Genomic DNA, 25432 nt, shown 5'->3' with positions numbered 1-25432 from the left:
CATGACCAGCCGTGCCGGCCTCCCCGCGGAGGAAAAAGACCTCATCGATGTCGACGCACTCATCGCCGCCTACTACGACCGGCACCCTGATCCCGCTGACCCCGCACAGCGCGTGGTCTTCGGCACGAGCGGCCATCGCGGCTCGTCGCTGGCCGGCAGCTTCAACGAGAACCACATCCTCGCCACCACGCAGGCGATCGTCGACTATCGCCGCACTCAGGGCATCACCGGCCCGCTCTTCCTCGGTCGCGACACCCACGCCCTCTCACTCCCCGCCGAGCGCAGCGCGATCGAAGTTCTGCTCGCCAACGGTGTGGATCTGCGCGTCGACTCCCGTGATTCGTACGTGCCCACCCCGGCTCTCAGCCACGCGATCCTCACGTACAACCGTGACCTGCCCTCGGATGCTGCCGAACGAGCAGACGGCATCGTCGTCACCCCTTCGCACAATCCGCCCCGCGACGGCGGCTTCAAGTACAACCCTCCGCACGGCGGCCCCGCCGACACGGATGCCACGAGCTGGATCGCAGACCGCGCGAACGAGCTGATCGAGGCTGGCATGGAAGGCGTGCAGGCCACGAGCTTCGCCGACATCGACTGGGACGCGCTGCAAAACTACGACTTCCGCGACGCGTACGTGCGCGACCTGCCCTCGATCATCGACCTCGACGCGATCAAGAACGCCGGTGTGCGCATCGGCGCTGATCCTCTCGGCGGAGCATCCGTCGACTACTGGGCCCTCATCAAGGAGATGCACGGCCTCGATCTCACGGTCGTGAACCCCGAAGTCGACCCGACCTGGCGCTTCATGACGCTGGATTGGGACGAGAAGATCCGCATGGATCCGTCCTCGCCGAGTGCGATGGCATCGCTCGTCGCGCGTCGCGCAGATTTCGACGTCCTCACTGGAAACGACGCCGACGCCGACCGCCACGGTATCGTCACTCCGGATGCCGGGCTCATGAACCCCAACCACTACCTCGCCGTCGCGATCGACTACCTGTTCTCGCACCGTGCGGAATGGCCGCGGGATGCCGCAATCGGCAAGACCCTCGTCTCGTCGATGATCATCGACCGCGTCGCCGAATCCCTCGGGCGCCGCCTGCTCGAGGTTCCCGTCGGGTTCAAGTGGTTCGTCCCAGGACTCCTCGATGGATCGGTGGCCTTCGGTGGCGAAGAGTCGGCCGGAGCATCATTCCTGCGCCGCGACGGATCCGTCTGGTCCACAGACAAGGACGGCATCCTGCTGTGCCTGCTGGCCGCCGAGATCATCGCGGTAACGGGCAAGTCCCCGTCGGAGCGCTATGCGGAGCTCGAGGCCGCGTTCGGAGCATCCGCGTACCAGCGCGTCGACGCACCGGCGACGCCGGAGCAGAAGGCGACGCTCTCTCGCCTCGCCCCCGAGTCTGTCACCGCGACGACGCTTGCCGGCGAGGAGATCACCGCCAAGCTCTCGAACGCTCCCGGAAACGGTGCGGCGATCGGCGGGTTGAAGGTGCAGACCGAGCACGCGTGGTTCGCCGCGCGCCCTTCGGGCACGGAGGACGTCTACAAGCTCTATGCCGAGAGCCTGCGCGGACCCGAACACCTCGCCGAGGTGCAGGCCGAAGCCCGCGCCGTGGTCTCGGCTGCGCTCGGTTCCTGAGGCAGGCGCCCGTCAGGTCGCCTCGGCGCCCGTCCAGGTCGCGGGCGCTTAACCGTTCGCAGCGCGCTCCGCGAGCGCCTCGCCGGCGGCGCGCAGCCAACGCGCCGGGTCGCGAAGAGCGGATGCTGAAGACCCCGCGAGATCAGTCAGCGAAGCGGATGCCGCGAAAAGCCCCGTGTCGGCATCCTCATCGATGCGTCCTGCGACGAGCATCGGCTTCACGCCGGCCTCCGCAGCAAGCGCAGCGACGAACGACGGCACCTTGCCATCACCGGACTGTCCGTCATAGGCGCCTTCGCCGGTCACGACGACGTCGCTGCCCGCGATCGCATCGGCGAGCCCGATGAGATGCGCGACCTCGGCGGCCCCTGGCGCGAGGCATGCACCCCAGACGATGAGTGCGCCGCCGACCCCGCCGGCAGCTCCCACTCCTGGCCTGTTGCTGTCAAGGCCCAGCAGGTCAGCGAGCTGCGCGAGGGCGGCATCCGTTCGCTCGATTTCGCCGGCGTCAGTGAGCCCCTTCTGTGGGCCGAAGACGGCCGCCGCCCCGCGAGGACCGGTCAACGGATTGGTGACGTCGGTGAGCACGTGCACCTCGGGAGCCGCGCGCAGACCGCTCAGGTCGGCGTGCGCGATGGCGGACAGTCCGCGCGCACCGAGAGGGACCTCCGCTCCGGACTCATCGAGGAATCGCGCGCCGAGCGCGCGCAGCATCCCGGTGCCGCCATCCGTCGATGCGCTGGATCCGATGCCGAGCACGACACGGGAGACTCCGTGGTCGAGAGCCGCGCTGATAGCCTGCCCGAATCCCGTGGAGTCGGCATCCCATGGGCGGAGCTCGTCCAGAAGCTCGATTCCCGATGTGGAGGCCATATCGATCACGGCCGTACCCGCGGGCGCCTCATCCGAGCCGGGCAGGAGCAGCCAGCTGGAGTCGATCGGGCGGCCTGCCGGTCCATCGACGCGCACCGGTATGCGCTGGACGCCCGCAACCGCGGCCTCGAATGCCGCGACGGTGCCCTCGCCGCCATCAGCCATCGGACGCAGAGTGAATTCGGCATCCGGATCGACCCCCAGCCAGCCCTCCGCAAGAGCGGATGCAGCCGCCAGCGCGGTGATCGTGCCCTTGAAACTGTCCGGTGCAAGAACGACCCTCACGAAGCGACTCCCTTCACGGACCACCCGGCACGGGTGTGCGTGGAGGTCATGAGCCGAGCCTACCGAGGTGTCCCGCCCGCGTAAGAACGCAAAGTCGCGGCCTCTGAAGCCAGCAGCGCGGGGTGATCATCTCGCACGAACTCGAGCAGCACCTCGCGCGGCGGTGCCTGCGCCGCGCCCACCGCCTCGAAGAACCGCCGCCACAACGACTCGCGCTCTTCGAGCAGCAGCCGCTGCGTCTGTGGCCACCACGAGAACGCATGCACGGCGCTGGTGTGCGCGGCGACAGCACGGTACTCGTCCAGCGCCGCGGCGTCGTCCGCGCCCACGCTCGGCTGCCAATAGGTCGTGAGCGCCTCAGGCGCCGCACCGACACCCGCGAGCAGGCGCAGCACGGCATCCGGGTTGTCAGCGAGAGTGCCGCGATGGAACTCGAGCGCCAAAGAGATCTGACGAGCGGATGCTTCGGCCACAGCATCCTTCAGCCTGCCGACGACCCGCGCGTACTGAGCGGGGGTCGCATCTCCAGAATCCACATCTCCGGCCCAGATGCGCACCCGATCCGCACCCAGGGCCTGTGCGCTGTCGAGGATCGGGGTGAGAGGCTCATCCGCACCCGCCCGGAAGTATGAACCGTAGGAGCAGACGTCGAGTCCCGCATCCCTCGTCCGCGCAGCGACCTGCGTTGCGCGCTCCGGATCTCCCGGCGGCACGTGCACGTCGCCGCCCCACTCGATGACCTCGAGTCCAGCTTCTGCGGCGAGCGGCACGATCTGCTCTGGCGCGAGGTGGCGAAAAGTCACCGAGCACAGTCCGAGCCGGATCGTCATGAGCTCATCTTCTCGTGCTCGCGCGCTCTACCAGGCGCGTCGGGATCAGTATCGAGGGCGTCGATTCTGCGTGCTCGATACCCGCGATCAGCGCGGCCACCGCGGCCTCGGCGAGCGCGGGAAAGTCCTGCCGGATCGTCGTAAGGGGCGGACGGTAGTTCGCGGCATCCGGAACATCATCGAAACCGATCACGCTGACGTCTTCAGGTACGCGGCTGCCGTGTTCAGCAAGAGCGCGCATGAGCCCGAGCGCCATCTGGTCGTTCGCGCAGAACACCGCAGTCGCGCTCTCGAGAGCGGCCGCTGCGGTATAGCCCGACTCCGCCGACCAGTCACCGCGAACGATCGCTGGCGCATCGATCCCGGCATCCTGCAACGTCTCGCGCCAGCCACGCTCACGCTCGGCCGCGGCGAAGGAGTCCGCCGGGCCCGCCAGGTGATGCACGGTCGCGTGCTCTCCCTGCAGCAGATGACGCGTCGCCTGGGCGGCGCCGCCGGCATGATCGCTGCTCACCGTGCTGACGAAAGCAGGCTCCGAGGCGTCTGACGCACCGTCGACGACCACGAGCCGGAGCCCTGCCGGAGAGTCCGCCGCCCGAGTGAGAGCCGACGCCTCGTTCAGAACGATCGCGCCATCAACGCCCTGATCCTGCAGCCTGTCGAAGGCCTCGGCGATGCTGCCCGCGGCGGTCACGACCAACAGTGCGTAGCCACGGCGTTCAGCCGCTTCGGCTGTGGCCTGCAGCATCCGGGAGTTGCCGACCGTCGCGAGCGTCGTCACGACCAGTCCGATCGTGTGGGTGCGCCCTGTACGCAGCGCGCGGGCGGCGCGATGGGGTCGGTAACCGAGCTCGGCCATCGCCTTCTCGACCCGCGCACGGGTGGCAGGGTCGACTCGGGGGCTGTCGTTGACGACGCGCGACACGGTCTGCCCCGAGACTCCGGCTCGGCTGGCCACCATCGCCATCGAAACGCGCCCGGGCACAGCACTGCGGCGCTTTCGGGGCGGTTTCTGGCCGAGTAGGTCGTCGGTCACCGGCATCCTCCGCTCACGATCTGCTCGCACAACTCCTGAATGTTGACGTTACCACCGCTCGCCGGGTAACGTGTTTACGTGAACATCGAAGAATCTCCGGAGTTGTGCACGCCGACCGAGCTCAGCGCCGGCGTCATCAAGCGCTCCACCCGCCTCGCTGACGGCCGAGAACTGTTTTACTACGACGATCCGGGCACCTCGCTCGGCGCCGAGCGCGCCATCGACGCCCGCGCCCTCGACCCGCGCCCGGACAGCGCGAACATGCGCCTCGATGTGCTCACCGGCGATTGGATCACCGTCGCCGCGAACCGCCAGAACCGCGTCATGATGCCCTCGGCCGACTCCGATCCCCTCGCACCGCAGTCGCCGACGAACCCGTCCGAGGTTCCTTCGCTCTACGACGTCGCGGTGTTCGAGAACCGCTCCCCCGCCTTCGGACCCGCTCTGGCCGAGGCTCTGGGCACCGCCCCCGCCGCATCGAACCCGCCCCGCGGCCTCGACGATCTCGCCGCGCTCAGCCTCGGCCGCACCCGCACTTCCGTCGGCCGCTGCGAGGTCGTGTGCTTCAGCCCTGACCACTCCGGATCTTTCGGAACCCAGTCGGTCACGCGCGCCCGCACCGTCATCGAGGCCTGGGCTGATCGCACGGCCGCGCTGTCGAAACTTCCTGGCATCGAGCAGATCTTCCCGTTCGAGAACCGCGGCGAAGCGATCGGCGTCACCCTTCCCCACCCCCACGGACAGATCTACGCGTACCCCTACGTCACGCCGCGCACGACCCGCGCACTCGAGAGCATCGACCGCACCTCGCCGGATCTGTTCCAGCGCATTCTCGAGTCGGAACGGGACTCCGAGCGCGTCGTGTTCCGGGGCGAGCACTGGACCGCCTTCGTGCCCTTCGCCGCACGCTGGCCCCTCGAAGTGCACCTCATGCCGAACAGGCAGGTGCCCGATTTCGCTGAGACCACCGTCGCTGAGCGCGATGAGCTGGCTCCGCTGTACCTGAAGCTGCTCAAGGGCGTCGATGCGCTCTATGACACCCCCACCCCGTACATCGCTGCGTGGCACCAGGCGCCGGTGAACATCGGCCGCGACACGGTCCGTCTGCACCTGCAGCTGACGAGCCCTCGCCGCGCTGCCGACAAGCTCAAGTTCCTCGCTGGATCCGAGGCCGCCATGTGGGCCTGGGCCGCTGAAGTCACCCCCGAGCAGGGCGCGGAGCGGATCCGCGAAGCCATCGCACGCGCAGAATCAGGTAACGCATGACCACTCAAGAAGCCGCTCTCGCTCTGTTCGCCGAGCTCACCGACAGTGCTCCCGCCGGCGTCTGGTCGGCGCCGGGGCGCGTGAACCTGATCGGTGAGCACACCGACTACAACGATGGTTTCGTGCTGCCGTTCGCCATCCCGCATCGCACATATGCCGCTGTCGGCATCCGTGATGACGCACGCATTCGCGTCGCATCCACCTTCGCCGAAGCACCCGTCGAAGTCGCCCTTGATGAGCTGAACGCGCTGTTCCCGACAGCATCCGGCGCTGAGCCCGCCGTCCCGGAGTGGGCCGCATATCCGCTCGGCGTCGCTTGGGCGCTGCAGCTGGCCGGTGCCACGGGCGCAGGCGTCGACATCGCGATCGCCTCTGAGGTCCCCGTCGGTGCCGGACTGTCATCCTCGGCCGCGATCGAGGGTGCTGCCGCGGGCGCGCTGAACGATCTGTGGAACGCCGGCCTCGACCGGACGGCCCTGGCCCGCATCGGCCGCCGCGCCGAGAACGAGGCAGTGGGCGCACCAACCGGAATCATGGATCAGATGGCCTCCATGCTCGGCGAGCGCGATCGCGCACTGTTCCTGGACTGCCGCACGCTCGAGACGAATCTCGTCACGCTCGGGATGGCTGATGCGGGCCTTGAGATCCTCGTGATGGACACGCAGGTGAAGCACGCACACGCCACCGGCGGCTACGGCGAGCGCCGGGCGTCCTGCGAGCGGGGCGCAGCCCTCATGGGCACCACCTCTCTGCGCGACGTCTCGATCGACGACCTGGCTCGCGCGGAAGAGATCATGGACGACGTCACCTTCCGGCGTGTGCGCCACATCGTCACCGAGAACCAGCGTGTGCTCGACACGGTTCGCCTGCTGGGTGAGAGCGGAGCGCGCGCGATCGGCGATCTGCTCGTCGCTTCCCACGAGTCGATGCGCGATGATTTCGAGATCTCGACGCCCGAGCTCGATCTCGCGGTCGCGACGGCGCTGTCAGAGGGCGCTATCGGTGCACGAATGACGGGCGGCGGCTTCGGCGGTGCGGCGATCGCATTGGTCGAGCACTCGGCCGTCGAGCGCGTGTCGAGCGCCGTGATCGCAGCCTTCTCAGCATCCGGATTCACTGCACCGCACATCTTCTCGGTGGCTCCGGCCGCCGGTGCCCACCGCGACGTGTGATCTGCGAACCCGCAACACCACGCCGAGACTCACACGATTCGCCGCCGGTTCGGCGTGGTGTTGCAGTTTCGGGGAGAATATAACGGACCTAGTGGAGGAACATATGTCCTGGATCGTCACCGGCGGTGCCGGCTACATCGGAGCACACGTCGTTCGTGCCCTCGCGACAGCCGGGCTCACCCCCGTCATCATCGACGATCTCTCCAGCGGACAGACGTCCTTCATTCCCGAGGGCGTGCCGTTCGTCGACGGCAGCATCCTCGACCGCGAACTCGTCGAAAAGACGCTGCGCGACCACAACGCCGAGGGCGTCATCCACGTCGCCGGTTTCAAGTACGCCGGTGTTTCCGTGCAGCGTCCGCTCCACACCTACGCACAGAACGTCGAGGGCACCCGCGTGATCCTCGAGGCGATGGATGCCGCAGGCGTCCAGAACATCGTGTTCTCCTCGTCCGCCGCGGTCTTCGGCACGCCTGACGTCGCGCTCGTCGTCGAAGAGACCGCGAAGAAGCCGGCGAGCCCGTATGGCGAGTCCAAGCTGATCGGCGAGTGGATGCTGCGCGACCAGGCGATCGCGACGGCCGACAGTGGGGCGCCGCTGCGCCACACCTCGCTGCGCTACTTCAACGTCGTCGGCTCCGCAGACCCGACGGTCTACGACGTCAGCCCGCACAACCTCTTCCCGATCGTGTTCGAGAAGCTCCTCGCGGGCGAGACTCCCGCGATCTTCGGCGACGACTACGACACCGAAGACGGCACGAATGTGCGCGACTACGTGCACGTCGGCGACATCGCAGCCGCCCACGTCGAGGCTGCGAAGCGCCTCGCGTCCGGAGCATCCATCGAGGCCGCCTACAACCTCGGCTCCGGTGATGGCCTCTCGGTGAAGCAGATCATGGATGCCATGGTCCGCGTCACCGGCATCGATTTCACGCCCGAGATCGGGCCCCGCCGCGCCGGCGACCCCGACCGCATCGTCGCCACAGGAGAGCTCGCAGCCCGCGATCTCGACTGGAAGATGCGCTATTCGGTCGACGAGATGGTGCGCACGGGCTGGGACGCCCGCCGCAACGCCGGCTGAGCGATGCTCATCCGGCCTGCCGCACTCGCGGATGCCCGCGGCATTGCCGCCGTGCACGTTCGCTCCTGGCAGTCTGCATATCGCGGTCTCATGCCGCAGCACGTACTCAACGCACTCGTCGTCGAGGATCGCGCAGAGCGCTGGCGTGGAATCCTCACTGACCCACACCCGCTGACACTCGGCACGTTGGTTGCCGAAAGCGACGGTGAGATCCTCGGCTGGGTATCGTTCGGCGCGGGACGCGATGAGGGCGCGGATGCCGACGGCGAGGTGTACGGAATCTACAGTGACCCCCGCTCCTGGTCGGCCGGAGTCGGGCACGCACTTCTCGCCGCCGCTGAAAGGGCGCTCATCGAGGCTGGATATCGCACAGCGTTTCTCTGGGTGCTCGATGGCAATGAGCGGGCAGACTCTTTCTACGAGCGCCAGGGCTGGACGACAGATGGCGCGACCAAGATCGAGGAGCGTCCGGAGCTGACTCTGCGCGAGCATCGGCGCATCAAGCCGCTGCACTGATGCCGAACCGGACGCGAGGCTACTCTGACAGAGACTAAGGAGCACGCGTGACCGACTCCCCCATCGTGCAGACCGCTTCCGGACCCGTGCGAGGTTTCTGGCGCGATCACGGAACGCCCGAAGCCTCCGCTGCCTTTCTCGGCATCCCGTTCGCGAAACCGCCCGTCGGCGACCTGCGTTTCGAAGCACCCACGCCGCCGGAGCCCTGGACACAACCGCTGGACGCCACCGCCTACGGCGCGACCGCGCTGCGCATCTCGGGCGTCGACAATCTGATCCCCGAACCCGCGGTCCCGGGCAAGAGCACGCTGAACGTGAACGTGTTCACTCCGGCGCTCGGTTGCTCGCTGCCTGTGCTCGTCTGGATCCACGGCGGCGGCTACACCGAGGGATCCCCCGCGAGCCCCTGGTACGACGGAGCACGGTTCAATCGCGACGGCGTCGTCACCGTAACGATCTCGTACCGGCTCGGTTTCGACGGCTTCGGGTACATCGAGGGCGCACCCGCGAACCGCGGGGTGCGCGACTGGATCGCCACCCTCGAGTGGGTGCAGCAGAACATCGCCTCCTTCGGCGGCGACCCGTCGCGCGTCACGATCGGCGGGCAGTCCGCAGGTGGTGGTGGTGTCCTGACACTGCTCGGGATGCCGCAGACGCAGCACCTCTTCCATCAGGCGATCTCGCTCTCGGGTGCCCTCGCCGATGTGCCGCTGCCGACAGCCCGTGCACGCGCCGAGCGCATCGCCGAGCTCGGTGATGTCGCGCCCGACGTCGACGGATTCCGCCGTCTCACCGAGCGTCGGATCCGGCAGCTGCAGCCGAAGGCCGCAACGCCTCGCAAAGGCATCGGGATGGTGCGAGATCTACTGACCGATGGACTTCCGTGGGGGCCGATGGTCGACGGGGAGCTGATCACACGCCCGACGGTCGATTCACTCGCAGCAGGCGTCGGCGCCGACAAGCCCCTGCTGCTCGGCGCTACCGACGACGAGTTCACGATGGTCGCCGAGAGAGAAGGCGGAAAGCTCCGGCGTGTGCCCGCGGGCGTTCTGCTGATGCCGTTCTTGCGCAAGCGCACGGTCAGGCGCGCCTACCTCGCTGCCAACGCCGCTCAGCGCAAGAAGGGTGGAGTGGCGCTCGTCGGGCGGTTCATCAGTGATCACGTGTTCCGCGTGCTCATCCCCCGCGTCGCCGAAGCACGACGTGAGGCGGGTGCCGCCACCTGGGCGTACCGATTCTCGTGGGTGTCTCCGGTGAAAGGCTGGGCATGTCACTGCCTCGACGTGCCGTTCTGGTTCGATGGGCTCGACAGGGAGAAGGTCACGAATCTCGCGGGGCCGCATCCGCCGCAGTCGCTCGCGGACGATATGCACGGCGCGGCTGTGCATTTCATCGTGGACGGCGACCCGGGGTGGCCCGCCTGGGCGACTGCCCCCGGCATCGCCCGGGTGTTCGGCGGCGATGGAGCCGAGGTCGCAGAGGATGCTTACGACAGCGTCCTTGCGCTGGTGTGAGCTTCTCTGCGGGGTACGGGAGAAGGTTTTCCCGACTCCAGGTCGACCTGAAGCCGGGAAAACCTTCTGCCATCACCGGGTCACGAGTGTTCGAGCCGCTCGACGATCTCAGCGACCAACGCTTCGGGCGCGCGATCGACGGTCACGTCGAACCCGGCCTCATCCTCGCCCAGGTCCTCGAGTGTCTCCAGCTGCGAGCCGAGGAGAGTCGCCGGCATGAAGTGATCCGTCCGTGCCTCCGCGCGCGACGACAGTCCGGCAGCGTTGCGCTGCCGTCGATTTCTATTTCGTGAACTCCGGCTCGGCCGAGAGGATGCGCCCGCCGATGGAGTCGGTGAGATAGAGCCGTGGTCGACAGGGCTGGAGTGCGGGAGCTCCCCGGTCACGAGGACCTCTCCGGTGGCGGCACCGATTGTGACCATGGTGCTGTTCGCAGCATCGGTCACGTAGACCACGTCGCCATGAGCGGCGATCGCCGGGTGCGGCTGCTGCCACCCGCTCGGGCCCTCCATGCGTCGATCGCGTCGTAGGATGCCGTGATCGCACCGGTCGCCGGATCGATCACGTGCAGCTTGCCGTCAGAACGGCCGCGCGATCAGAGAGCCGTAACCTCAGCGTGCGGCATCCGCTTGCGCATGACCCGCACGGCCTCTGAGCTCTCGTCGACGAGGACGGCGTCGCGGCCGAGCGCCGATGCCACCGCCCCTGTCGTTCCCGAACCCGCGAAAAGATCAAGAACCCGGTTGCCCGGGCGGCTGGAGGCCTGCACGATCCGCCGAAGAATGCCCTCGGGCTTCTGCGTCGGGTAGCCGGTCTTCTCCCGCCCGGTCGTCGGCACGATCGTGTGCCACCAGACATCGGTGGGGAGCTTGCCGCGCGCCGCCTTCTCGGCCGTGACGAGGCCGGGCGCCATGTACGGCTCACGGTCGATATCGTCGGCATTGAACACGTGACCGCCAGGGGTCTTCACGTAGACCAGGATCGTGTCGTGCTTGGTCGGCCAGCGCCTGCGCGACTTCGCGCCGTAGTCGTAGGCCCAGATCAGCTCGTTGAGGAAGCAGTCGCGGCCGAACACGGCATCGAGCATCACCTTGGCATAGTGCGCCTCGCGGTAGTCCAGGTGCAGGTACAGGGTGCCGTCGGCGGCGAGCAGGCGCCAGGCCTCCTCGAGCCGCGGCATGAGGAAGGCGCCATAGTCGTCGAAGCGGTCGTCGTAGGTTCGCAGCATCCCCCGGACACGCTCGTATTCGTGTCCGTGGAACCCGTGCCGGATCTCGCGGATAGGCCGATCCGCGGGCTTCGCGGCGGCCTCGCCCTCGCCACTCGTTGCATAACTCCTGAGCTTTTCTCCAGTTCCGCTTGCTTCCGGCCCCGAATCAGCCGAATCGGCCGATTCTTCAGGAGTTGTGTGCGCGGAAGCAGGCTGATCCGCGTCGGGCTGCGTACGCCGGGCGGTGACGATCTGCCGCTCCTGTGCCCTGCCGGTGTTGAACGGCGGGTCCAGATACACGAGCGTGAACGAGGCCGATGGCAGCGTTCGCGCGACGTCGAGATTGTCGCCCTGGATGATCGACACCGCCCCGATCTGGGGCGACTCTGGTGAAACCTCGCTCACGGCACGCGATGCAGCCACGCATCGGTGGCGAACTTCGACTCCACGAGGGCTTCAGCGTCAGCGTATTCGTCAGCGGTGACCGCGCCATCCTCGGCATCCGTCAGCGAACGGAACGTCGCCTTGAAGCTCTCGATGATCTCGGCGCGGCTGAGGCCGGTCTGCGTGCGCAGCGGGTCGACGCGCTTGGCGGCCGACGCCGTGCCCTTGTCGCTGAGCTTCTCCTTGCCGATGCGCAGCACCTCGGTCATGACCTGACCGTCGATGTCGTACGAGATGGTCGCGTGGTGCAGCACTCCGCCGTTGGCGAGACGCTTCTGCGCTGCCCCGCCGATCTTGCCGGTCGGACTCGCGATGTCATTGAGCGGCTGATAGGTCGCATCGATTCCGACCGAGCGCAGCGCCTGCAGCACCCAATCGTCGAGGAACGCGTAAGAGTCGGCGAAGGTGAGACCCTGCACGAGGGATGCCGGCACGTACAGCGAATATGTGATGATCTGCCCGGCGGCCATGAGCATCGCACCGCCACCGGAGATCCGCCGGACGACATCGAAGCCGTGCTTGGCTGCCCCCTCGGGGTCGACCTCGTTGCGATACGACTGGAAGGAGCCGATGACGACAGCGGATTCCTCCCACTCCCAGATGCGCAGCGTCGGCCGGCGACGCCCCTCACCGACGCGCGAGGTCAGCACCTCGTCGAGCGCGAGGTTCATGCGCGGAGATACGGCCTTCTCGTGCACGATCTCCCAGTCGAAGTCACGCCATCCCGGCGCGGTCACGAGAGCGCGGCGCACCGCGGTGCCGACGGATTCCGGGTTGAACCCGAGCAGTTGTGCGCCAGCAGGAAGAGCCGCGCGCACGGCATCGGCGATCACCGTGGCATCCGATTCAGCCGGCAGCCCGTTCACCGCCGCATTGATGTCCTCGAGAGCCGAGTCTGGCTCGAGGAAGAAGTCGCCAGCGAGACGGAAGTCGGTCAGCCGACCGTCAGCGACCTCGACATCGACGACGACGAGCTTTCCACCGGGAACCTTATACTCACCATGCACCCCTCCAGCCTACGGCCCGCACGGTCAGCTGGCGGGGATGTGCTTGTCGAGCCAGGTGAGCACATCGGCGCGCACCTCACGCTGCTGCAGCTCGTTGAACACCTCATGGCGGGCGTCGGGGTACACCAGGGTCGTGACGTCGGTGAGACCGGAACGGCTGCGGTAGTCATCGGCGAGCTTGTGCACGCTGATGGCCCCGCCGACCGGATCGTCGCGTCCGACGATGAGCAGCAGCGGGATGTCTCTGCCGAGGTTCTTCGCCGGCCGCCCGTAGAGCTTGAGCGCTTCGATCGGTCCGAACAGCTTGAGCAGGGGGACGTTCGTGGTGAGCGGATCTTCGTCGAATGCCTTCCACACCGCGGGATCACGGCTGAGCCACTCGTAACCGGTCGCGTCCTTGCTCTCCCAGCGCGCGTTGAGCGGCGCGGCGTTCAGCCCGCGCGGCGTCAGATGCGCAGAGCCGGAGAGAATCACGGCATCCCACGCCTCCGGATGCGCGTTCACCAGCTTCTGCGCGAGGAAAGACCCCCACGAGTGTCCGAGCAGCACCAGCGGAAGATCCGGGTGCTCCTCGCGGATGATGCCGGTCAGCTGCCAGACGGCGTCGACCGCTGCACGCAGACCGCCCTTGCCGAGCCTGCCTAGTTTCGCGGGCCCGCCGTGCTGACGAAGGCCTGTGCGCCCGTGACCGCGGTGGTCGTCCGCGTACACGATGTACCCCGCTCTGGTGAGAGCGGCGATCAGCTTGCCATAGCGGCCGGCGTGCTCGCCGACGCCGTGGAGCAGCTGCACGACCGCCCGCGGAGTTCCCTCTGCCGCATGAACGTCATAGACGATCGTGACGCCGTATGCGTCAGTGAGCTCAGAAGTCTGGGGCATGGGATGAGTCTACGGTCGTACTGGTCGCAGCCCCAGCGCTTCCCGAACTGCGTGCGCAGCATCCCGATCAGTGACCTCATACCCCCCGACGCCGTCGTCCGCAGATCCCATCCGCACACCGCTGTCGGCTGTCATCATTCGCTTCGCCGAGAAGTGCACGGCGTCGACACCGGTGGCGGCGAGAGCCGGGGCGGATGCCGCATTCACGCCGCTGCCCGCCATGACCTCGATTCGGCCTGCGGCCGCGGAGACCATCGCACGAAGAGTGTCGATTCCGTCGATCGCGGCGGATGCTCCGCCCGAAGTCAGCACGCGACGAAGGCCGAGCTCGATCGCCATCTCCAGAGTTGCGACGGGATCGGCAGTGACGTCGATCGCGCGGTGCAGCGTGACGCATGCTCCGCCGGCCGCATCCCGAAGGCGCGCCACGTCGTCGAGGTCCAGAGCGCCGGACGCATCCAGTGCCCCCACGACGACGCCGGCGGCACCCGCACGCGCCGCGAGTTCGACGTCGCGCACAGCGATGGCGATCTCGTCGCTGTCGTAGTGGAAGCCACCCGCGCGCGGCCGGATCAGTACGTGGATCTCCGGACCGCCATCCCCTGCGGCATCCAGCGCCAGCTCGAGGGTTGCGGGAGACGGCGTGAGTCCGCCGAGCGCGAGCGCCTGGGTCAGCTCGACGCGTGCGGCACCGACTTCCCGTGCGATGCGCACTCCGGCGGAATCCTGAACGGCGAGTTCGAGCGCGATAGTCACAGGATCCATTCTGCTCCTCGTTCTGAGCCGCTCTTCAGCAAACTTAGTTAGACTACCTAAGTAATGACTGAACCTGATCTTCTGCACACCACCGCCACCGATCTGCGCCTGGCGACCTTCCGACTCGCACGCAGACTCCGTCGCGAACGCGCAAGCGACAACATCAGCGATGCGCAGTTCGCTGTCCTCGCCTCCCTGCGCGCGCATGGACGCCTCGCGATCGGCGAACTCGCACAGCGCGAACGAGTGAGCGCACCCACGATGTCGAGCTCGGTGGATGCCCTCGCCCAAGCCGGCCTCGTGCTGCGCGTGCCCGCTGAAGACGACCGACGACGCGTGTACATCGAGATCACGGCTGCCGGGACCGCCATCGTCAGCGCCACCGTGCAGAAGCACGATGCCGCCCTCGCCGCCGCTCTTGCCGAGTTCGACTTCAGCGAGAAGGAACTGCGCACACTCCAGGAAGCGGCGGCTCTGATGCGGAAGGTGGCCGAGCGATGACAGCAATGTTCCGCTCCTTTGCGACGTTCAACTACCGCACCTGGTTCATCGGCGCAGTCGTCTCAAACGTCGGCACGTGGATGCAGGCCACCGCCCAGGACTGGGTCGTTCTCACCGAGCTCACCGATAACGACGCCACCGCGATGGGTGTCACGATGGCGCTTCAGTTCGGGCCGCCGCTGGCGTTGGTGAGCGTGACCGGATGGGTCGCTGACCGGTTCGATCGGCGTAAGATCCTGCTGGTCACGCAGATCACGCTCATGATGCTCGCACTCGCCGTCGCAGCTCTCCTGCTGACCGGTGTGATGACGCTGCCGCTGATGTTCTGCTTCGCTCTCGCTTTCGGTGTGACCAACGCCTTCGACGCTCCCGCCCGACAGGCGTTCGTCTCCGACATGGTGGCGGTGGAAGACGCCTCGAACGCCGTCGCGCTCAACTCGGCATCGTTCAACATGGCGCGCCTGATCGGGCCCGCCGTGGCAGGACTGCTCATCGTCGCGGTCGGCACCGGCTGGGTGTTCGTGATCAATGCGGTCACGTTCCTGGCGATGCTCATCGCTCTGGCCGTCATGCGCACGGGCGAGCTGCTCCCGCGCGTCTCGAGCAAGGGACGCAACGGCCTTGCCGAGGGCTTCCGCTACGTGTGGGCTCGCAGCGATCTCAAGGTCGTCTTCGTCATGGTGTTCCTGCTCGGGGCGTTCGGCATGAACTTCCCGATCTTCGCCTCCACGATGGCTCTGGAATTCGGCCGGGGCGCCGACGGCTACGGGGTGCTGAGCTCGGTGCTCGCGATCGGCTCACTCGCCGGCGCACTGCTGGCCGCCCGGCGCGACCGCGCCAGAGTGCGCGTGCTCATCGTTGCCGCAGGGCTGTTCGGCGTCGCATCCGTCGTGTCTGCGGGGATGCCGAGCTACTGGTCGTATGCGGTCGTGCTCATCTTCGTCGGGTTCTCGACGGTGACCATGCTCACCACGGCCAACGGCTACGTGCAGACCACCACCGACCCCGCTCTGCGCGGTCGGGTGCTGGCTCTCTACATGGCCGTCGTGATGGGCTCGACGCCGATCGGTGCGCCGATCGCTGGATGGATCACCGATATCGCGGGCCCGCGCACCGCGATCATGGTCGGCGGCATCGCCGGCCTGCTCGCAATGGCGGTCGGACTCACCTGGATCATCGCATCCGGTCGACTGCGTCGCCACGAGAGCAGCAAGTTCCGTCTCACGCTCGACGAGACCCTGCCGATCTCGGTCGTGCGTCCTGACCCTGTGGAGTTCAGCGACGAAGTCGCCGCTGCAACGACACCGATCCGCCTGCCGAAGCGGCGGTGACCGCGCGCGGCCACCCGCCTCCACCCCGCCGCGACCGCAGGGCCGACACAACGGGGGCCGACACGCCACTTGTCGGACTCTTCTGTCGAATAAGTCCTACATCTGACGTGTCGACCCCCGGAATGACACGAGCGCGAGGCTAGCCCTCCAGGACGAGCCGGAGCTGCTCGAGCGCCCAGTCGATCTCGGTCGCGCGGATCACCAGCGGCGGTGCGATGCGGATCGTCTGACCGTGCGTGTCCTTCACGAGCACTCCGCGGTCCATGAGCTTTTCGCTGATCTCGCGGCCGGTGCCGCGGGCCGGGTCGATATCGACGCCGGCCCAGAGCCCGGCAACCCGGATGCCGGTGACGCCGTGACCGACGAGCTTCTCGAGCCCTTCGGCGAGGTGCGCGCCGAGCAGACGCGCGCGCTCCTGGAACGCGCCGGTCTCGAGCATCTCGACCACGCGCAGCCCGACGGCCGCAGCGAGCGGATTGCCGCCGAAGGTCGAACCGTGCTCGCCGGGACGGATGACCCCGAGAACGTCGCGGTCTCCGACCACTGCGGAGACAGGCAGGATGCCGCCGCCGAGAGCCTTTCCGAGCAGGTAGAGGTCAGGAACGACACCCTCACGGTCGCACGCAAAGGTCTCACCGACCCGGCCGAGACCCGCTTGGATCTCATCGGCGATGAACAGCACGTTCTTCTCATCGCAGATCTCGCGAATCCGCTTCAGGTAGCCGTCCGGCGGGATGATGACCCCGGCCTCGCCCTGGATCGGCTCCACCAGGACGGCTACGGTCTCTTCCTTGATGGCCGCGGCGATCGCATCTGCATCGCCGTAGGGCACGACATCGAAACCGGGTGCGAACGGGCCGAAACCGTCGCGCGCCGTGTCGTCATCACTGAAGCTGACGATCGTCGTGGTGCGGCCGTGGAAGTTCCCGGCCGCAACGACGATCCGCGCCTTGCCCTCGGCAACGCCCTTGACCCGGTATCCCCAGGCGCGGGCGACCTTGATGCCGGTCTCGACGGCCTCGGCTCCGGTGTTCATCGGCAGCACGAGTTCCTTGCCGCACAGGCGCGCGAGCGCCTCGGCGAACGGTTCGAGCTGATCGTTGATGAACGCGCGGCTCGTGAGCGTCACGCGCCCCAGCTGGCGCGTCGCCGCGCCCACGAGGTCCGGATGCCGGTGTCCGAAGTTCACGGCCGAATAGGCCGCGAGCAGATCGAGATAGCGCTTGCCCTCGACGTCAGTGACCCACACCCCCTCACCGGTGGCGATCGTCACCGGGAGCGGGTGGTAGTTCTCTGCGACGTGCGCCTGCGCACGGTCGCGAGCTGCTGTCATTTCGCGCCGCGCAGCTCGAGGGTGCAGCACTTGATGCCGCCACCGCCGAGCAGCAGCTCGGAGAGGTCGACCATGATCGGGTTGTACCCGCGCTCGCGCAGCTGCGCTTCGAAGCCCTTGGCGCGCGGCGAGATGATGACGTTGTACCCGTCACTGGCGGAGTTCAGCCCGAACACCGAGCCGTCCTCGTCCGAGACGAGGATCGCGTCAGGGTAGCGCTCTTCGAGAATGGCGCGGCTGGCCTCATCGAAAGCACCGGGGAGGTAGGCGATGTTCGCACGCTCGGGTCCGCCATCAGCCACACCCTCGACTGGATCAAGCACTGCGATCGCGGTGTCGAGGTGGTAGAAGCGGGGGTCGATGAGGTTGAGAGAGACGATCTCACGGCCGAAGACCTCACCGACCTCGCGGTGGCTGTCGCCTGTGGAGCGGAAGCCGGTTCCGGCGAGGATCGTGTCTCCGACGAGCAGGAAGTCGCCCTCGCCCTCGTTGACCTCTTCGGGCATGACGGTGTCGAAGCCGTTCGCGCGGAACCACTCGGCGAAGGCCGGTGATTCTCCCTGTCGCTCGACGAAGCGGAACTCCGGAACGTACGCGCGGCCGTCGATGACGAAACCGCCGTTGGCGGTGTAGACCATGTCGGGATAGCCGGCGAGCGGTTCGATCAGCTCGACCTCGTGGCCGAGTTCGAGATACAGGTCGTAGAGCTTCTGCCACTGAGCGACCGCATTGGCGGTGTCGGTGGGCCGTGCCGGCTCCATCCACGGATTGATTTTGTAGCTGACGGTGAAGTGCTCTGGACGGCACATCAGGTAGCGCCGGTCGTGCGCGGTGCGGGTGTTCGAGGGGGCGGTGATGGTTTCAGGCGTCGACATCATTCTCCTTGAGAGGGTCGGGCGGACGCTGTCCAGAGGCCCGGCGGAAGTTCGACCCACCGTGCCCGAGGCTCAGGGGCTACGGCGAAGAAGATGCGACACAGGCACGCCAGCTCTTATTCTCGCATCCGTTCCTGGATCTTCGCCAGCGCTCCGCCCGGAACCATCAGCCTTCGTCGGGCGAGCCGAACAACCCCTGCCCCTGCGAGTGCAGCAGGTTGTATGCGTCAAGGAATGTCTGCGGCAACTCCGACTCGGGCATGCCGGCGCGCGCGAGCAGCAACCCCAACAGGCCCTGCGCAGGCGGCGTCAGCGGCTTGTCTTTGTGCGCGTGAGCGGGGTGCGCGTCGGTCTTCTCGGGATTGAGCGGAGTGAACGTCGGGAATGTCTTCGGCCAGTCCGACGGATGCCGCGGCTTGTCGAGGTTGATGATGCTGAACAGGTCATTCGCCGTCGCGTCCCGTTGCGTGAGCGGCTTCAACCCGTGCAGACGATTCAGCGTCGAGATGACAGCACCGTGATGCATCTCGTCATTGATGACGGTTCCGGACCGCGTGTAGGCCGATACTGCGATCGCGGGCACTCGGCATCCGAGCCGATCGAATTCGAACCCCATCTCGCCTGCCCCGGTCCTGTCCGGCGGCGTGGCGGCCGGGGGCGCGACGTGGTCGTAGCATCCGCCGTGCTCATCGAAAGTGATCAGCAGAAGCGTGTTGACGGCGTTCGATCCCTTGGTGCTCTTACTCGTGCGGACCGCGGAGTAGATGTCGTGGACGAGCTCGTCACCGGCACGCACGTCGGAATACGCACTGTCGAACACCTCCGAGCCCTCGACGTCGCTGACGCGCCGTTGCCCGAACGGCGGGTGGAAGTCGTTGTGGTTGTAAATCATGCGCGGCTCGATGAACGCATAGGCGGGAAGCTCGCCGTGCTCCACGTCCGCATAGAAGTCGTCCATCGTGCCGAAGTGCTCGGTGCGCCAGAACTTCTCGAGAACCGGTGCGTGCAGAACGCCGGTGAACGAGACCATCTGCAGCTCGTCGAAGTAGACCTTCCAGCTGAGCCCGGCGTCTTCGAGCCGGTTGAAGATCGTCGGTGACTCCGGTGCATCCAGCCACTTGTCGTAACCACCGCCGTGCTTGTTGGTGACGAACCCGTGCGAGGTGGATGCGTGGAAGAACGACCGGTTGCAGAAAGTCTGCGAGGGAACTGCCGCGAACCAGTTGTCGAATACCGCGAACTCTCGCGCGAGCATCGACAGCGTCGGCAGCATCTCGGGCGAGAACGAGCCCATGATGTGCTTCGCCTGGTCGGCCGTTGGCCGCTCGCCCTTCTTCAGCTCGCTGTAGTTGCTGATGTAGTCCTCGAGGAACCCGCCCATCGTGGGCTGCTCACCATGCTGAGGCATGTTGTACGGATGCTGCATCGCCCCCGTCGGGATGCCGAAGTTGCTGGCCGGCTCGATGGTTCCGAAGATCTGCGTGTTGACGTGCGGGTACTCTTCACCGGGATCCGGGTCGGGATAGGTCATGATGCGGTCGGTCGGGCCGTCATACACGTGCGCGGCGACGGTCGTGCCGTCGGATGCGGTGTTCTCGTAGTCGCCGAAATCGAGACCGTCGAAATCCTGCCCCTCGGGCAGATTCTCTTTCGTGTACAGGTAGCCGAGCAGATTGTCGAAGGAGCGGTTCTCGCCCATCACCACGACGATGTGATCGAAGCCGGGTGCGTGGCGCGGCGAGAGTGCGCCGTAGTCGTCAGCGGCTTCGGCGAAGCCCTCCTGCTTTCCGAGGGCGAAGCCTGCGGCAACGCCCGCTCCGCCGCCGATCAGCGCGCCAGCGGCTGCTACTCCACCCAGGCGGAAGAAGTCTCGCCGCGAGCTTTTGGAATCTGCCTGTTCTGCACCGTCTGCCACACTCAAATACTACTGGCGCGCCCAGCGGGCGCTCCTTCCGCGCATGAGCGCCGGGTCAGATGACTTCGGCGCTCCAGTCATCGCGATTGCCGAAGCGGTGCGCGGTGATCGCGATCGCCTGCTCATGCACGAACGGCAGCAGCTCGATACGGCCTGCTGAGGTCACTTCGCCGTCGTAGACCGACAGATCGGGGTCTCCGCCGGTGGCTTCGGCGAGCGCACGGTGCGCAGCCGCCACGGCATCCCGAGGCCCCACCAGCCTCACTCGCGAGGCGCGAGGGGCAGCTCCGGCCAGGACCGCGTCGGCGTCGTCGACGCGCGCCATCCGCGCGTTCCACTCGTCATCACTCTCCACTGCGACACCCACTCGCAGCTCCGACAACGCCCGGCGCACCTCGGCAGGCAGCCCCGTCGGCGTCGACAGGAAGAACTTCGATCCGGTGCGGATGCCGGCGATCACCACGCGGAGCAGCTCGTGCCATCCGGCGTCCCGCACCGCGCGGATCATCACAGGCACCGGTCGGTACCGGAAGAGGTTCCGCTCGATGCCCAACTGCGAGACGTCGCGCACCTGGCCGAACTCGCGGTCCCATGCGATGGCATCCGAGAGCGCGGAACGGCGCAGCCATTCGAAGCTCTCGAAGTCGAGAGAGGGCTGGGCCGATTCGATGAGGTCGGTGATGCGCGAGTCGAGCCCGCGCAGGTGCAGTGTGCTGGAAGCAGGGCTGCCCGCGCGGGCACGCCAGCTGCCGAGGCCGATGAGGTAGTTCGGGCCGCCGGCCTTCGTGCCGGGTCCGACCGAGGAGCGCTTCCAGCCGCCGAACGGCTGGCGCTGCACGATGGCGCCGGTGATGCCGCGGTTCACATAGAGGTTTCCGGCCTGGACCCGGTCGATCCAGGCGCCAAGCTCGTCGGGGTCCTGCGTGTGCAGGCCCGCCGTCAGCCCATAGGGCACCGCATTCTGCATCTCGATCGCACGCTCGAGCGTCGGCGCGTACATGATGCCGAGCACCGGACCGAAGAATTCCTCCAGGTGGAAGCGCGAACCAGACTGCACACCGACGCGGATGCCGGGGTGCCAGAGGCGCCCCGTCTCATCGCCCGCCACGGGTGAAGGCGCGATCAGCCACCGCTCATCGCCTTCCAGATCGTTCAGCGCCCAGGCGAGCTTGCCCTGCGGCTTCTCGATCACCGGACCGAGGTCGGCAAGCGCATCGGTCGGCCAGTCCACGTGCAGCGAGCGCGTGGCGTCGACGAGCTGCCGGGCGAAGCGCTTGGATCGCGCGATCGGACCGACGAGGATCGCCAGCGACGCCGCAGAGCACTTCTGCCCTGCGTGCCCGAATGCGCTCTTGACGAGATCGGCGACAGCGAGGTCGAGGTCGGCCGAGGGCGTGATGACTATCGCGTTCTTGCCGCTGGTTTCGGCCAGGAGCGGCAGGTCGGGGCGCCACGATCGGAAGAGCGCCGCCGTGTCCCACGAACCGGTGAGGATGACGCGGTCAACCGCCTCGTGCGAGATGAGCTGCTGACCGAGTTCACCCTCTTCGAGGTCGACGAGCGCCAGGACATCGCGCGGGATGCCGGCCTCCCACAGCGCCTCGGCGATCACGGCTGCGCAGCGGCGTGCCTGCGGCGCGGGTTTGAAGATGACGCCCGACCCTGCAGCGAGCGCGGCGAGTACTCCCCCGGCGGGGATCGCCAGCGGGAAGTTCCACGGGGGCGTGACCACCGTGAGGACTGCGGGTTCGAAAGCGGCACCGGTCACGGCATCCAGCTCGCGTGCCTTCGCACCGTAGTAGCGCGCGAAGTCGACCGCCTCGCTGACCTCGATGTCTGCTTCGGCGAGCACCTTGCCGGTTTCGGATGCAGCCGCCTCGATCAGCTCAGCGCGCCTCGACTCGAGGGCGGCGGCGGCACGCAGCAGCACCTCGGCGCGTTCTGCTGCCGGGCGAGCTCCCCAACCGGGGGCGGCAGCAACGACGCGGTCGATGGCCTCATCCAGCAGCGCCGCATCATCGATGAGCGCAGCGCGCAGTGTCTCGTCGCCCGCTGTCGAGGTCGCGATGCGGGAGCGGATCTCGCGCGCCCATTCCCGGTTCGCCGGCAGAGCGGGGTCGCTGTCTGCGGTGTTGCGGAAGCCGGGAGCGCCAGCGGAATCGACATCGAGCTCACGTCGCGAGTACACGGCGGTCTCGACGAACGCGTCGGTGCGGCTCTCGGCGCTCGAGCCTCGAGCGATGCCGAGCACCATCTGGGTGAGGTCGCCGTCGTCCGCCTCGGCGTGCTGTGCAGGGCGCAGCGATTCGTGCACCGGCTGCTGCCTATCCTGCATGCGGAACGACACCGAGCGGAGCGTCGGATCATCTGCACGCTCGAGGGCACGCAGGAACCGGTCGCGCTCGCGGATGAACAGGGATTCATCGTCGTGCAGATGGAACGCCGCAGAGAGGAAGTTGTCGTGCTCCGCATTCTCTTCGAGACGGCGCACGAGGTAGCTGATGGCAACGTCGAACTCGGCGGGTTTCACGACCGGAACGTACAGCCGCACCGGACCGACCTCCCGAGAGACGGCCTGCACCTGCCCCTGAGCCATCCCGAGCAGCATCTCGAACTCGATGTCGTCGCGCACCCCGCGCTCGCCCGCCAGCAGCCAGGCGTAGGCGATGCCGAACAGGTTGTGCCCGGCGATGCCGATTCGGACGGCGGCCGCGTTCTCAGGACGCAGTGCTTCATCCAGCAGGCGAAGATAGTTCGCGTCGGTATCGAGTTTGCTGTCGTAGGTGGCCAGCGGCCACCCGTGAATCGCGGCATCCACGCGTTCCATCGGCAGGTTCGCGCCCTTGACGAGGCGGATCTTGATCGCCGCGCCGCCGTGCTCGACACGATCCTTCGCCCACGCGGTCAGTTCGCGCAGCGCGCCGAGCGCATCGGGGAGGTACGCCTGGAGGACGATGCCTGCTTCGAGCAGGGGCAGGCGGTCATCTTCGAGAATGCGGGTGAAGACCGCGATCGTCAGGTCAAGATCGCGGTACTCCTCCATATCGAGATTGATGAAGGTGCCCGTCCTCGCCGCGGTGAGGTAGAGCGGGGTGAGGCGCTCGACGACGGACTCGACGACCTCGTCGAACGCCCACATCGACAGGTGACTCATCACGGACGAGACCTTGACCGAGACGTAGTCGACATCGTCGCGTCGGATGAGTTCGTGGATGCCCTCCAGGCGCCGCTTCGCCTCGTCGTCACCGAGCACTGCCTCGCCGAGCAGATTGAGGTTCAGGCGTGCGCTTCCCGACGCGCGCAGCTTCTCGATCGCCTCGCCGAGTTTCGCAGGTCTCGCGTCGACGACGAGGTGCCCGACCATCTCGCGCAGCACGCGGCGAGCGATCGGCACAACCGGTGATGGCAGAACCTGCGCAACTCCGCCGCCGAGGCGCACAGCGCCGCGCAGATACCAGGGCAGGAAGTCCGGCACGATCGGGGCGATCCGGTGCAGTCCGGATGCCGCAGCCGACAGGCTCTCCGGACGCATCACTGAGTCGACGAATCCGAGAGTGAACGGCAACCCGTTCTTGTCCTGCAGCACGTCGGCAAGGCGGGCAGCAGCAGGATCCACTTCGATCTCGGATGCTTCGGCGACCCAGCGCCGCGCGAGCTCTACCGATTGCTCGGCGAGCGGAAGGGAACCCGAAACGGGCGACTCAGACATGCATTCAGCCTAAGAGCGCGGAGTGCTTCTCAGGCGGTGACACAGCGGAGGGAGGCGACTACTTCCACTCCCAGCTGTCGATAATCTGCTGCAGCTGGTCTTCACCGTTCGAGTACGGCGTGACGAGGCTGATCACGAACAGCTGCGCCTGGGTGCCGGCGATCGGATACGGCTCCGGTGAGAAGACCGTGAGGAAGGCCTTGGTCTTGGTGTCAGCCGCATCGCTGTCGTAGCGGATGAGACGCGCCTCGGCCCCGTCGAGGGTCACCGTCTCTTCACCGATGGCTTCGCCGCCCTGCTGGCTGAAGAACGGTCCCTGCAGCCCCTCGACAGCGGCATCGAGGTCACCCACGGGGCCGTAGGCATTGGAGGCGTCGAGGTTCAGCGGCATGACACCGATCTGGCCGGCGATCATTCCGACACCGGTGGGGTAGAAGTTGCCCTCGTCGTCGTACTCGCCCCAGAGCTCGAGATTGCCCGCACACGCGTCGGCATCGCCGGACGAGATGTTGTTCGTGAAGTACAGCGGACCGTCATAGGACCAGCATGGTGTCTCGATGAACTGTCCGGAGACAGCGGCGAATAATGCTTCGTCGAAGATGCTCTCCCCGAGATCCGACTCGTCTTCTTCCGCCCACAGCTCGGTGCTCTCGTCGTACCGCTGGACTTCGCTCTCGATCGCGGCGGGGACGACCCAGAACGTCACCAGGAGCATGATGATCCCGGTGAGAGCGGCAAGGGCAGACAGTACGATGGCCGTGATTCCGAGGCCCTTGCCGCGGGGCGCCCGCAGCGCCAAGATGCCGAGCACGAGGCCGACGATGGCCAGGATGAGTCCGACGAACGGCACCCAGCCGCTCAGGAATGCGACGATGCTGACAATCAGCGCGGCGATCGCGAGGCCGCCCACGCCCGGGTTCGGTGCCGGCGGGTAGCCTGTCGGACCGCCATAGCCGGGGTACTGCCCGGGAGCGGGCTGCCCAGGATACTGAGGTTGCCCGGGGTACTGCTGAGCCGGGTACTGGGGCTGCGCCCCATACGGAGGCTGCGCCGGGTGACCTGGGTGACCGCCATACGGGGGTTGACCTGGGTGACCGCCATACGGAGGCTGCGCAGGCGGCTGATACGGCGGCTGCGGGGGTGCTGCCCCCTGCGTCGGATCAGAGTTCTGAGATTCGTTCGACATGTGCTCTCCTCCAGCGTTGTGACGCTGCGCCCCCCGGCGTCTATCGGTCTTCGAGCCTATCGCCCTCG

General features: G+C 67.1%; 21 protein-coding genes. 8 read left to right on the top strand and 13 right to left on the bottom strand.

What is annotated here, in order from left to right:
* Nucleotide 1 precedes the first annotated feature (1 nt).
* Nucleotides 2–1645 (top strand): phosphoglucomutase (alpha-D-glucose-1,6-bisphosphate-dependent), encoded by a 1644-nt coding sequence (gene pgm / locus ACTU6V_RS03900; protein ID WP_443468684.1) that lies wholly within the window; start codon nucleotides 2–4, stop codon nucleotides 1643–1645.
* A 48-nt stretch (nucleotides 1646–1693) separates the two neighbouring features.
* Here pgm and ACTU6V_RS03895 read toward each other — a convergent pair whose 3' ends face one another.
* The 3 genes from ACTU6V_RS03895 to ACTU6V_RS03885 are packed head-to-tail and all read right to left on the bottom strand — an operon-like array spanning nucleotide 1694 to nucleotide 4600.
* Complete coding sequence (locus tag ACTU6V_RS03895) at nucleotides 1694–2803, bottom strand: glycerate kinase (protein ID WP_443468683.1); 1110 nt, start codon at nucleotides 2801–2803, stop codon at nucleotides 1694–1696.
* Nucleotides 2804–2862: 59 nt separating this feature from the next.
* Nucleotides 2863–3633, bottom strand: a complete 771-nt coding sequence (locus ACTU6V_RS03890) for a sugar phosphate isomerase/epimerase family protein (protein ID WP_443474969.1) — start codon at nucleotides 3631–3633, stop codon at nucleotides 2863–2865.
* 4 nt (nucleotides 3634–3637) lie between these two features.
* Nucleotides 3638–4600, bottom strand: a complete 963-nt coding sequence (locus ACTU6V_RS03885; protein WP_443468861.1) for a LacI family DNA-binding transcriptional regulator — start codon at nucleotides 4598–4600, stop codon at nucleotides 3638–3640.
* A gap of 153 nt (nucleotides 4601–4753) precedes the next feature.
* On the opposite strand from ACTU6V_RS03885, the gene galT reads away from it, so the two are divergent.
* From galT to ACTU6V_RS03860, 5 genes are all read left to right on the top strand, one after another.
* Entirely contained in the window at nucleotides 4754–5935 is a 1182-nt protein-coding gene (gene galT / locus ACTU6V_RS03880; RefSeq protein ID WP_443475003.1) for a galactose-1-phosphate uridylyltransferase, read from the top strand.
* Nucleotides 5932–7107: a galactokinase gene (gene galK, locus ACTU6V_RS03875; protein WP_443474968.1), complete on the top strand. Its 1176-nt coding sequence runs from the start codon at nucleotides 5932–5934 to the stop codon at nucleotides 7105–7107. The genes galT and galK overlap by 4 nt, the downstream gene beginning before the upstream one ends.
* Before the next feature lie 103 nt (nucleotides 7108–7210).
* Entirely contained in the window at nucleotides 7211–8188 is a 978-nt protein-coding gene (galE, locus tag ACTU6V_RS03870) for a UDP-glucose 4-epimerase GalE (protein ID WP_443474967.1), read from the top strand.
* 3 nt (nucleotides 8189–8191) lie between these two features.
* On the top strand, nucleotides 8192–8704 hold the full coding sequence (locus ACTU6V_RS03865; protein ID WP_443468679.1) for a GNAT family N-acetyltransferase: 513 nt from the start codon (nucleotides 8192–8194) through the stop codon (nucleotides 8702–8704).
* Nucleotides 8705–8751: 47 nt separating this feature from the next.
* Nucleotides 8752–10218, top strand: coding sequence for a carboxylesterase/lipase family protein (locus ACTU6V_RS03860; RefSeq protein WP_443474966.1), 1467 nt, complete (start codon nucleotides 8752–8754; stop codon nucleotides 10216–10218).
* Nucleotides 10219–10298: 80 nt separating this feature from the next.
* On the opposite strand, the gene ACTU6V_RS03855 is transcribed toward ACTU6V_RS03860, so the two are convergent.
* From ACTU6V_RS03855 to ACTU6V_RS03835, 5 genes are all read right to left on the bottom strand, one after another.
* Entirely contained in the window at nucleotides 10299–10730 is a 432-nt protein-coding gene (locus ACTU6V_RS03855) for a hypothetical protein (RefSeq protein WP_443474965.1), read from the bottom strand.
* An 83-nt stretch (nucleotides 10731–10813) separates the two neighbouring features.
* The gene (locus ACTU6V_RS03850; protein WP_443474964.1) at nucleotides 10814–11851 is read right to left on the bottom strand and encodes a DNA-methyltransferase; all 1038 of its coding nucleotides are present in this window, start codon (nucleotides 11849–11851) and stop codon (nucleotides 10814–10816) included.
* The gene (gene lplAB, locus ACTU6V_RS03845) at nucleotides 11830–12879 is read right to left on the bottom strand and encodes a lipoate-protein ligase LplAB (RefSeq protein ID WP_443474963.1); all 1050 of its coding nucleotides are present in this window, start codon (nucleotides 12877–12879) and stop codon (nucleotides 11830–11832) included. The genes ACTU6V_RS03850 and lplAB overlap by 22 nt, the downstream gene beginning before the upstream one ends.
* A gap of 24 nt (nucleotides 12880–12903) precedes the next feature.
* A complete protein-coding gene (locus tag ACTU6V_RS03840) occupies nucleotides 12904–13758 on the bottom strand; it encodes an alpha/beta fold hydrolase (RefSeq protein ID WP_443474962.1) in 855 nt (284 codons plus the stop codon).
* Nucleotides 13759–13767: 9 nt separating this feature from the next.
* Complete coding sequence (locus tag ACTU6V_RS03835; RefSeq protein ID WP_443468673.1) at nucleotides 13768–14523, bottom strand: copper homeostasis protein CutC; 756 nt, start codon at nucleotides 14521–14523, stop codon at nucleotides 13768–13770.
* 54 nt (nucleotides 14524–14577) lie between these two features.
* Between ACTU6V_RS03835 and ACTU6V_RS03830 the strand changes: the two genes are divergently transcribed.
* Both ACTU6V_RS03830 and ACTU6V_RS03825 read left to right on the top strand, forming a co-directional pair.
* Nucleotides 14578–15015: a MarR family winged helix-turn-helix transcriptional regulator gene (locus ACTU6V_RS03830; protein WP_443468672.1), complete on the top strand. Its 438-nt coding sequence runs from the start codon at nucleotides 14578–14580 to the stop codon at nucleotides 15013–15015.
* Between the two features lie 5 nt (nucleotides 15016–15020).
* Nucleotides 15021–16346, top strand: coding sequence for an MFS transporter (locus ACTU6V_RS03825; protein ID WP_443475002.1), 1326 nt, complete (start codon nucleotides 15021–15023; stop codon nucleotides 16344–16346).
* Between the two features lie 139 nt (nucleotides 16347–16485).
* On the opposite strand, the gene rocD is transcribed toward ACTU6V_RS03825, so the two are convergent.
* From rocD to ACTU6V_RS03800, 5 genes are all read right to left on the bottom strand, one after another.
* Nucleotides 16486–17679: an ornithine--oxo-acid transaminase gene (gene rocD, locus ACTU6V_RS03820; RefSeq protein WP_443474961.1), complete on the bottom strand. Its 1194-nt coding sequence runs from the start codon at nucleotides 17677–17679 to the stop codon at nucleotides 16486–16488.
* Nucleotides 17676–18554, bottom strand: coding sequence for a dimethylargininase (gene ddaH / locus ACTU6V_RS03815; RefSeq protein ID WP_443474960.1), 879 nt, complete (start codon nucleotides 18552–18554; stop codon nucleotides 17676–17678). The genes rocD and ddaH overlap by 4 nt, the downstream gene beginning before the upstream one ends.
* Nucleotides 18555–18720: 166 nt before the next feature.
* Nucleotides 18721–20469: an alkaline phosphatase family protein gene (locus ACTU6V_RS03810; RefSeq protein WP_443468669.1), complete on the bottom strand. Its 1749-nt coding sequence runs from the start codon at nucleotides 20467–20469 to the stop codon at nucleotides 18721–18723.
* Nucleotides 20470–20524: 55 nt separating this feature from the next.
* Nucleotides 20525–24178 carry a proline dehydrogenase family protein gene (locus ACTU6V_RS03805; protein ID WP_443474959.1) on the bottom strand — a complete coding sequence of 1218 codons (3654 nt, stop codon included), beginning with the start codon at nucleotides 24176–24178 and terminating at the stop codon, nucleotides 20525–20527.
* A gap of 58 nt (nucleotides 24179–24236) precedes the next feature.
* Entirely contained in the window at nucleotides 24237–25364 is a 1128-nt protein-coding gene (locus ACTU6V_RS03800; protein WP_443468667.1) for a DUF4190 domain-containing protein, read from the bottom strand.
* Nucleotides 25365–25432: the final 68 nt, after the last annotated feature.

Source organism: Microbacterium zouquanmingi (genome assembly GCF_052266675.1).
Taxonomy (GTDB): domain Bacteria; phylum Actinomycetota; class Actinomycetes; order Actinomycetales; family Microbacteriaceae; genus Microbacterium.
Note: the sequence above shows the minus strand (reverse complement) of the source record. Positions and strands in the feature narration are given on the sequence as shown.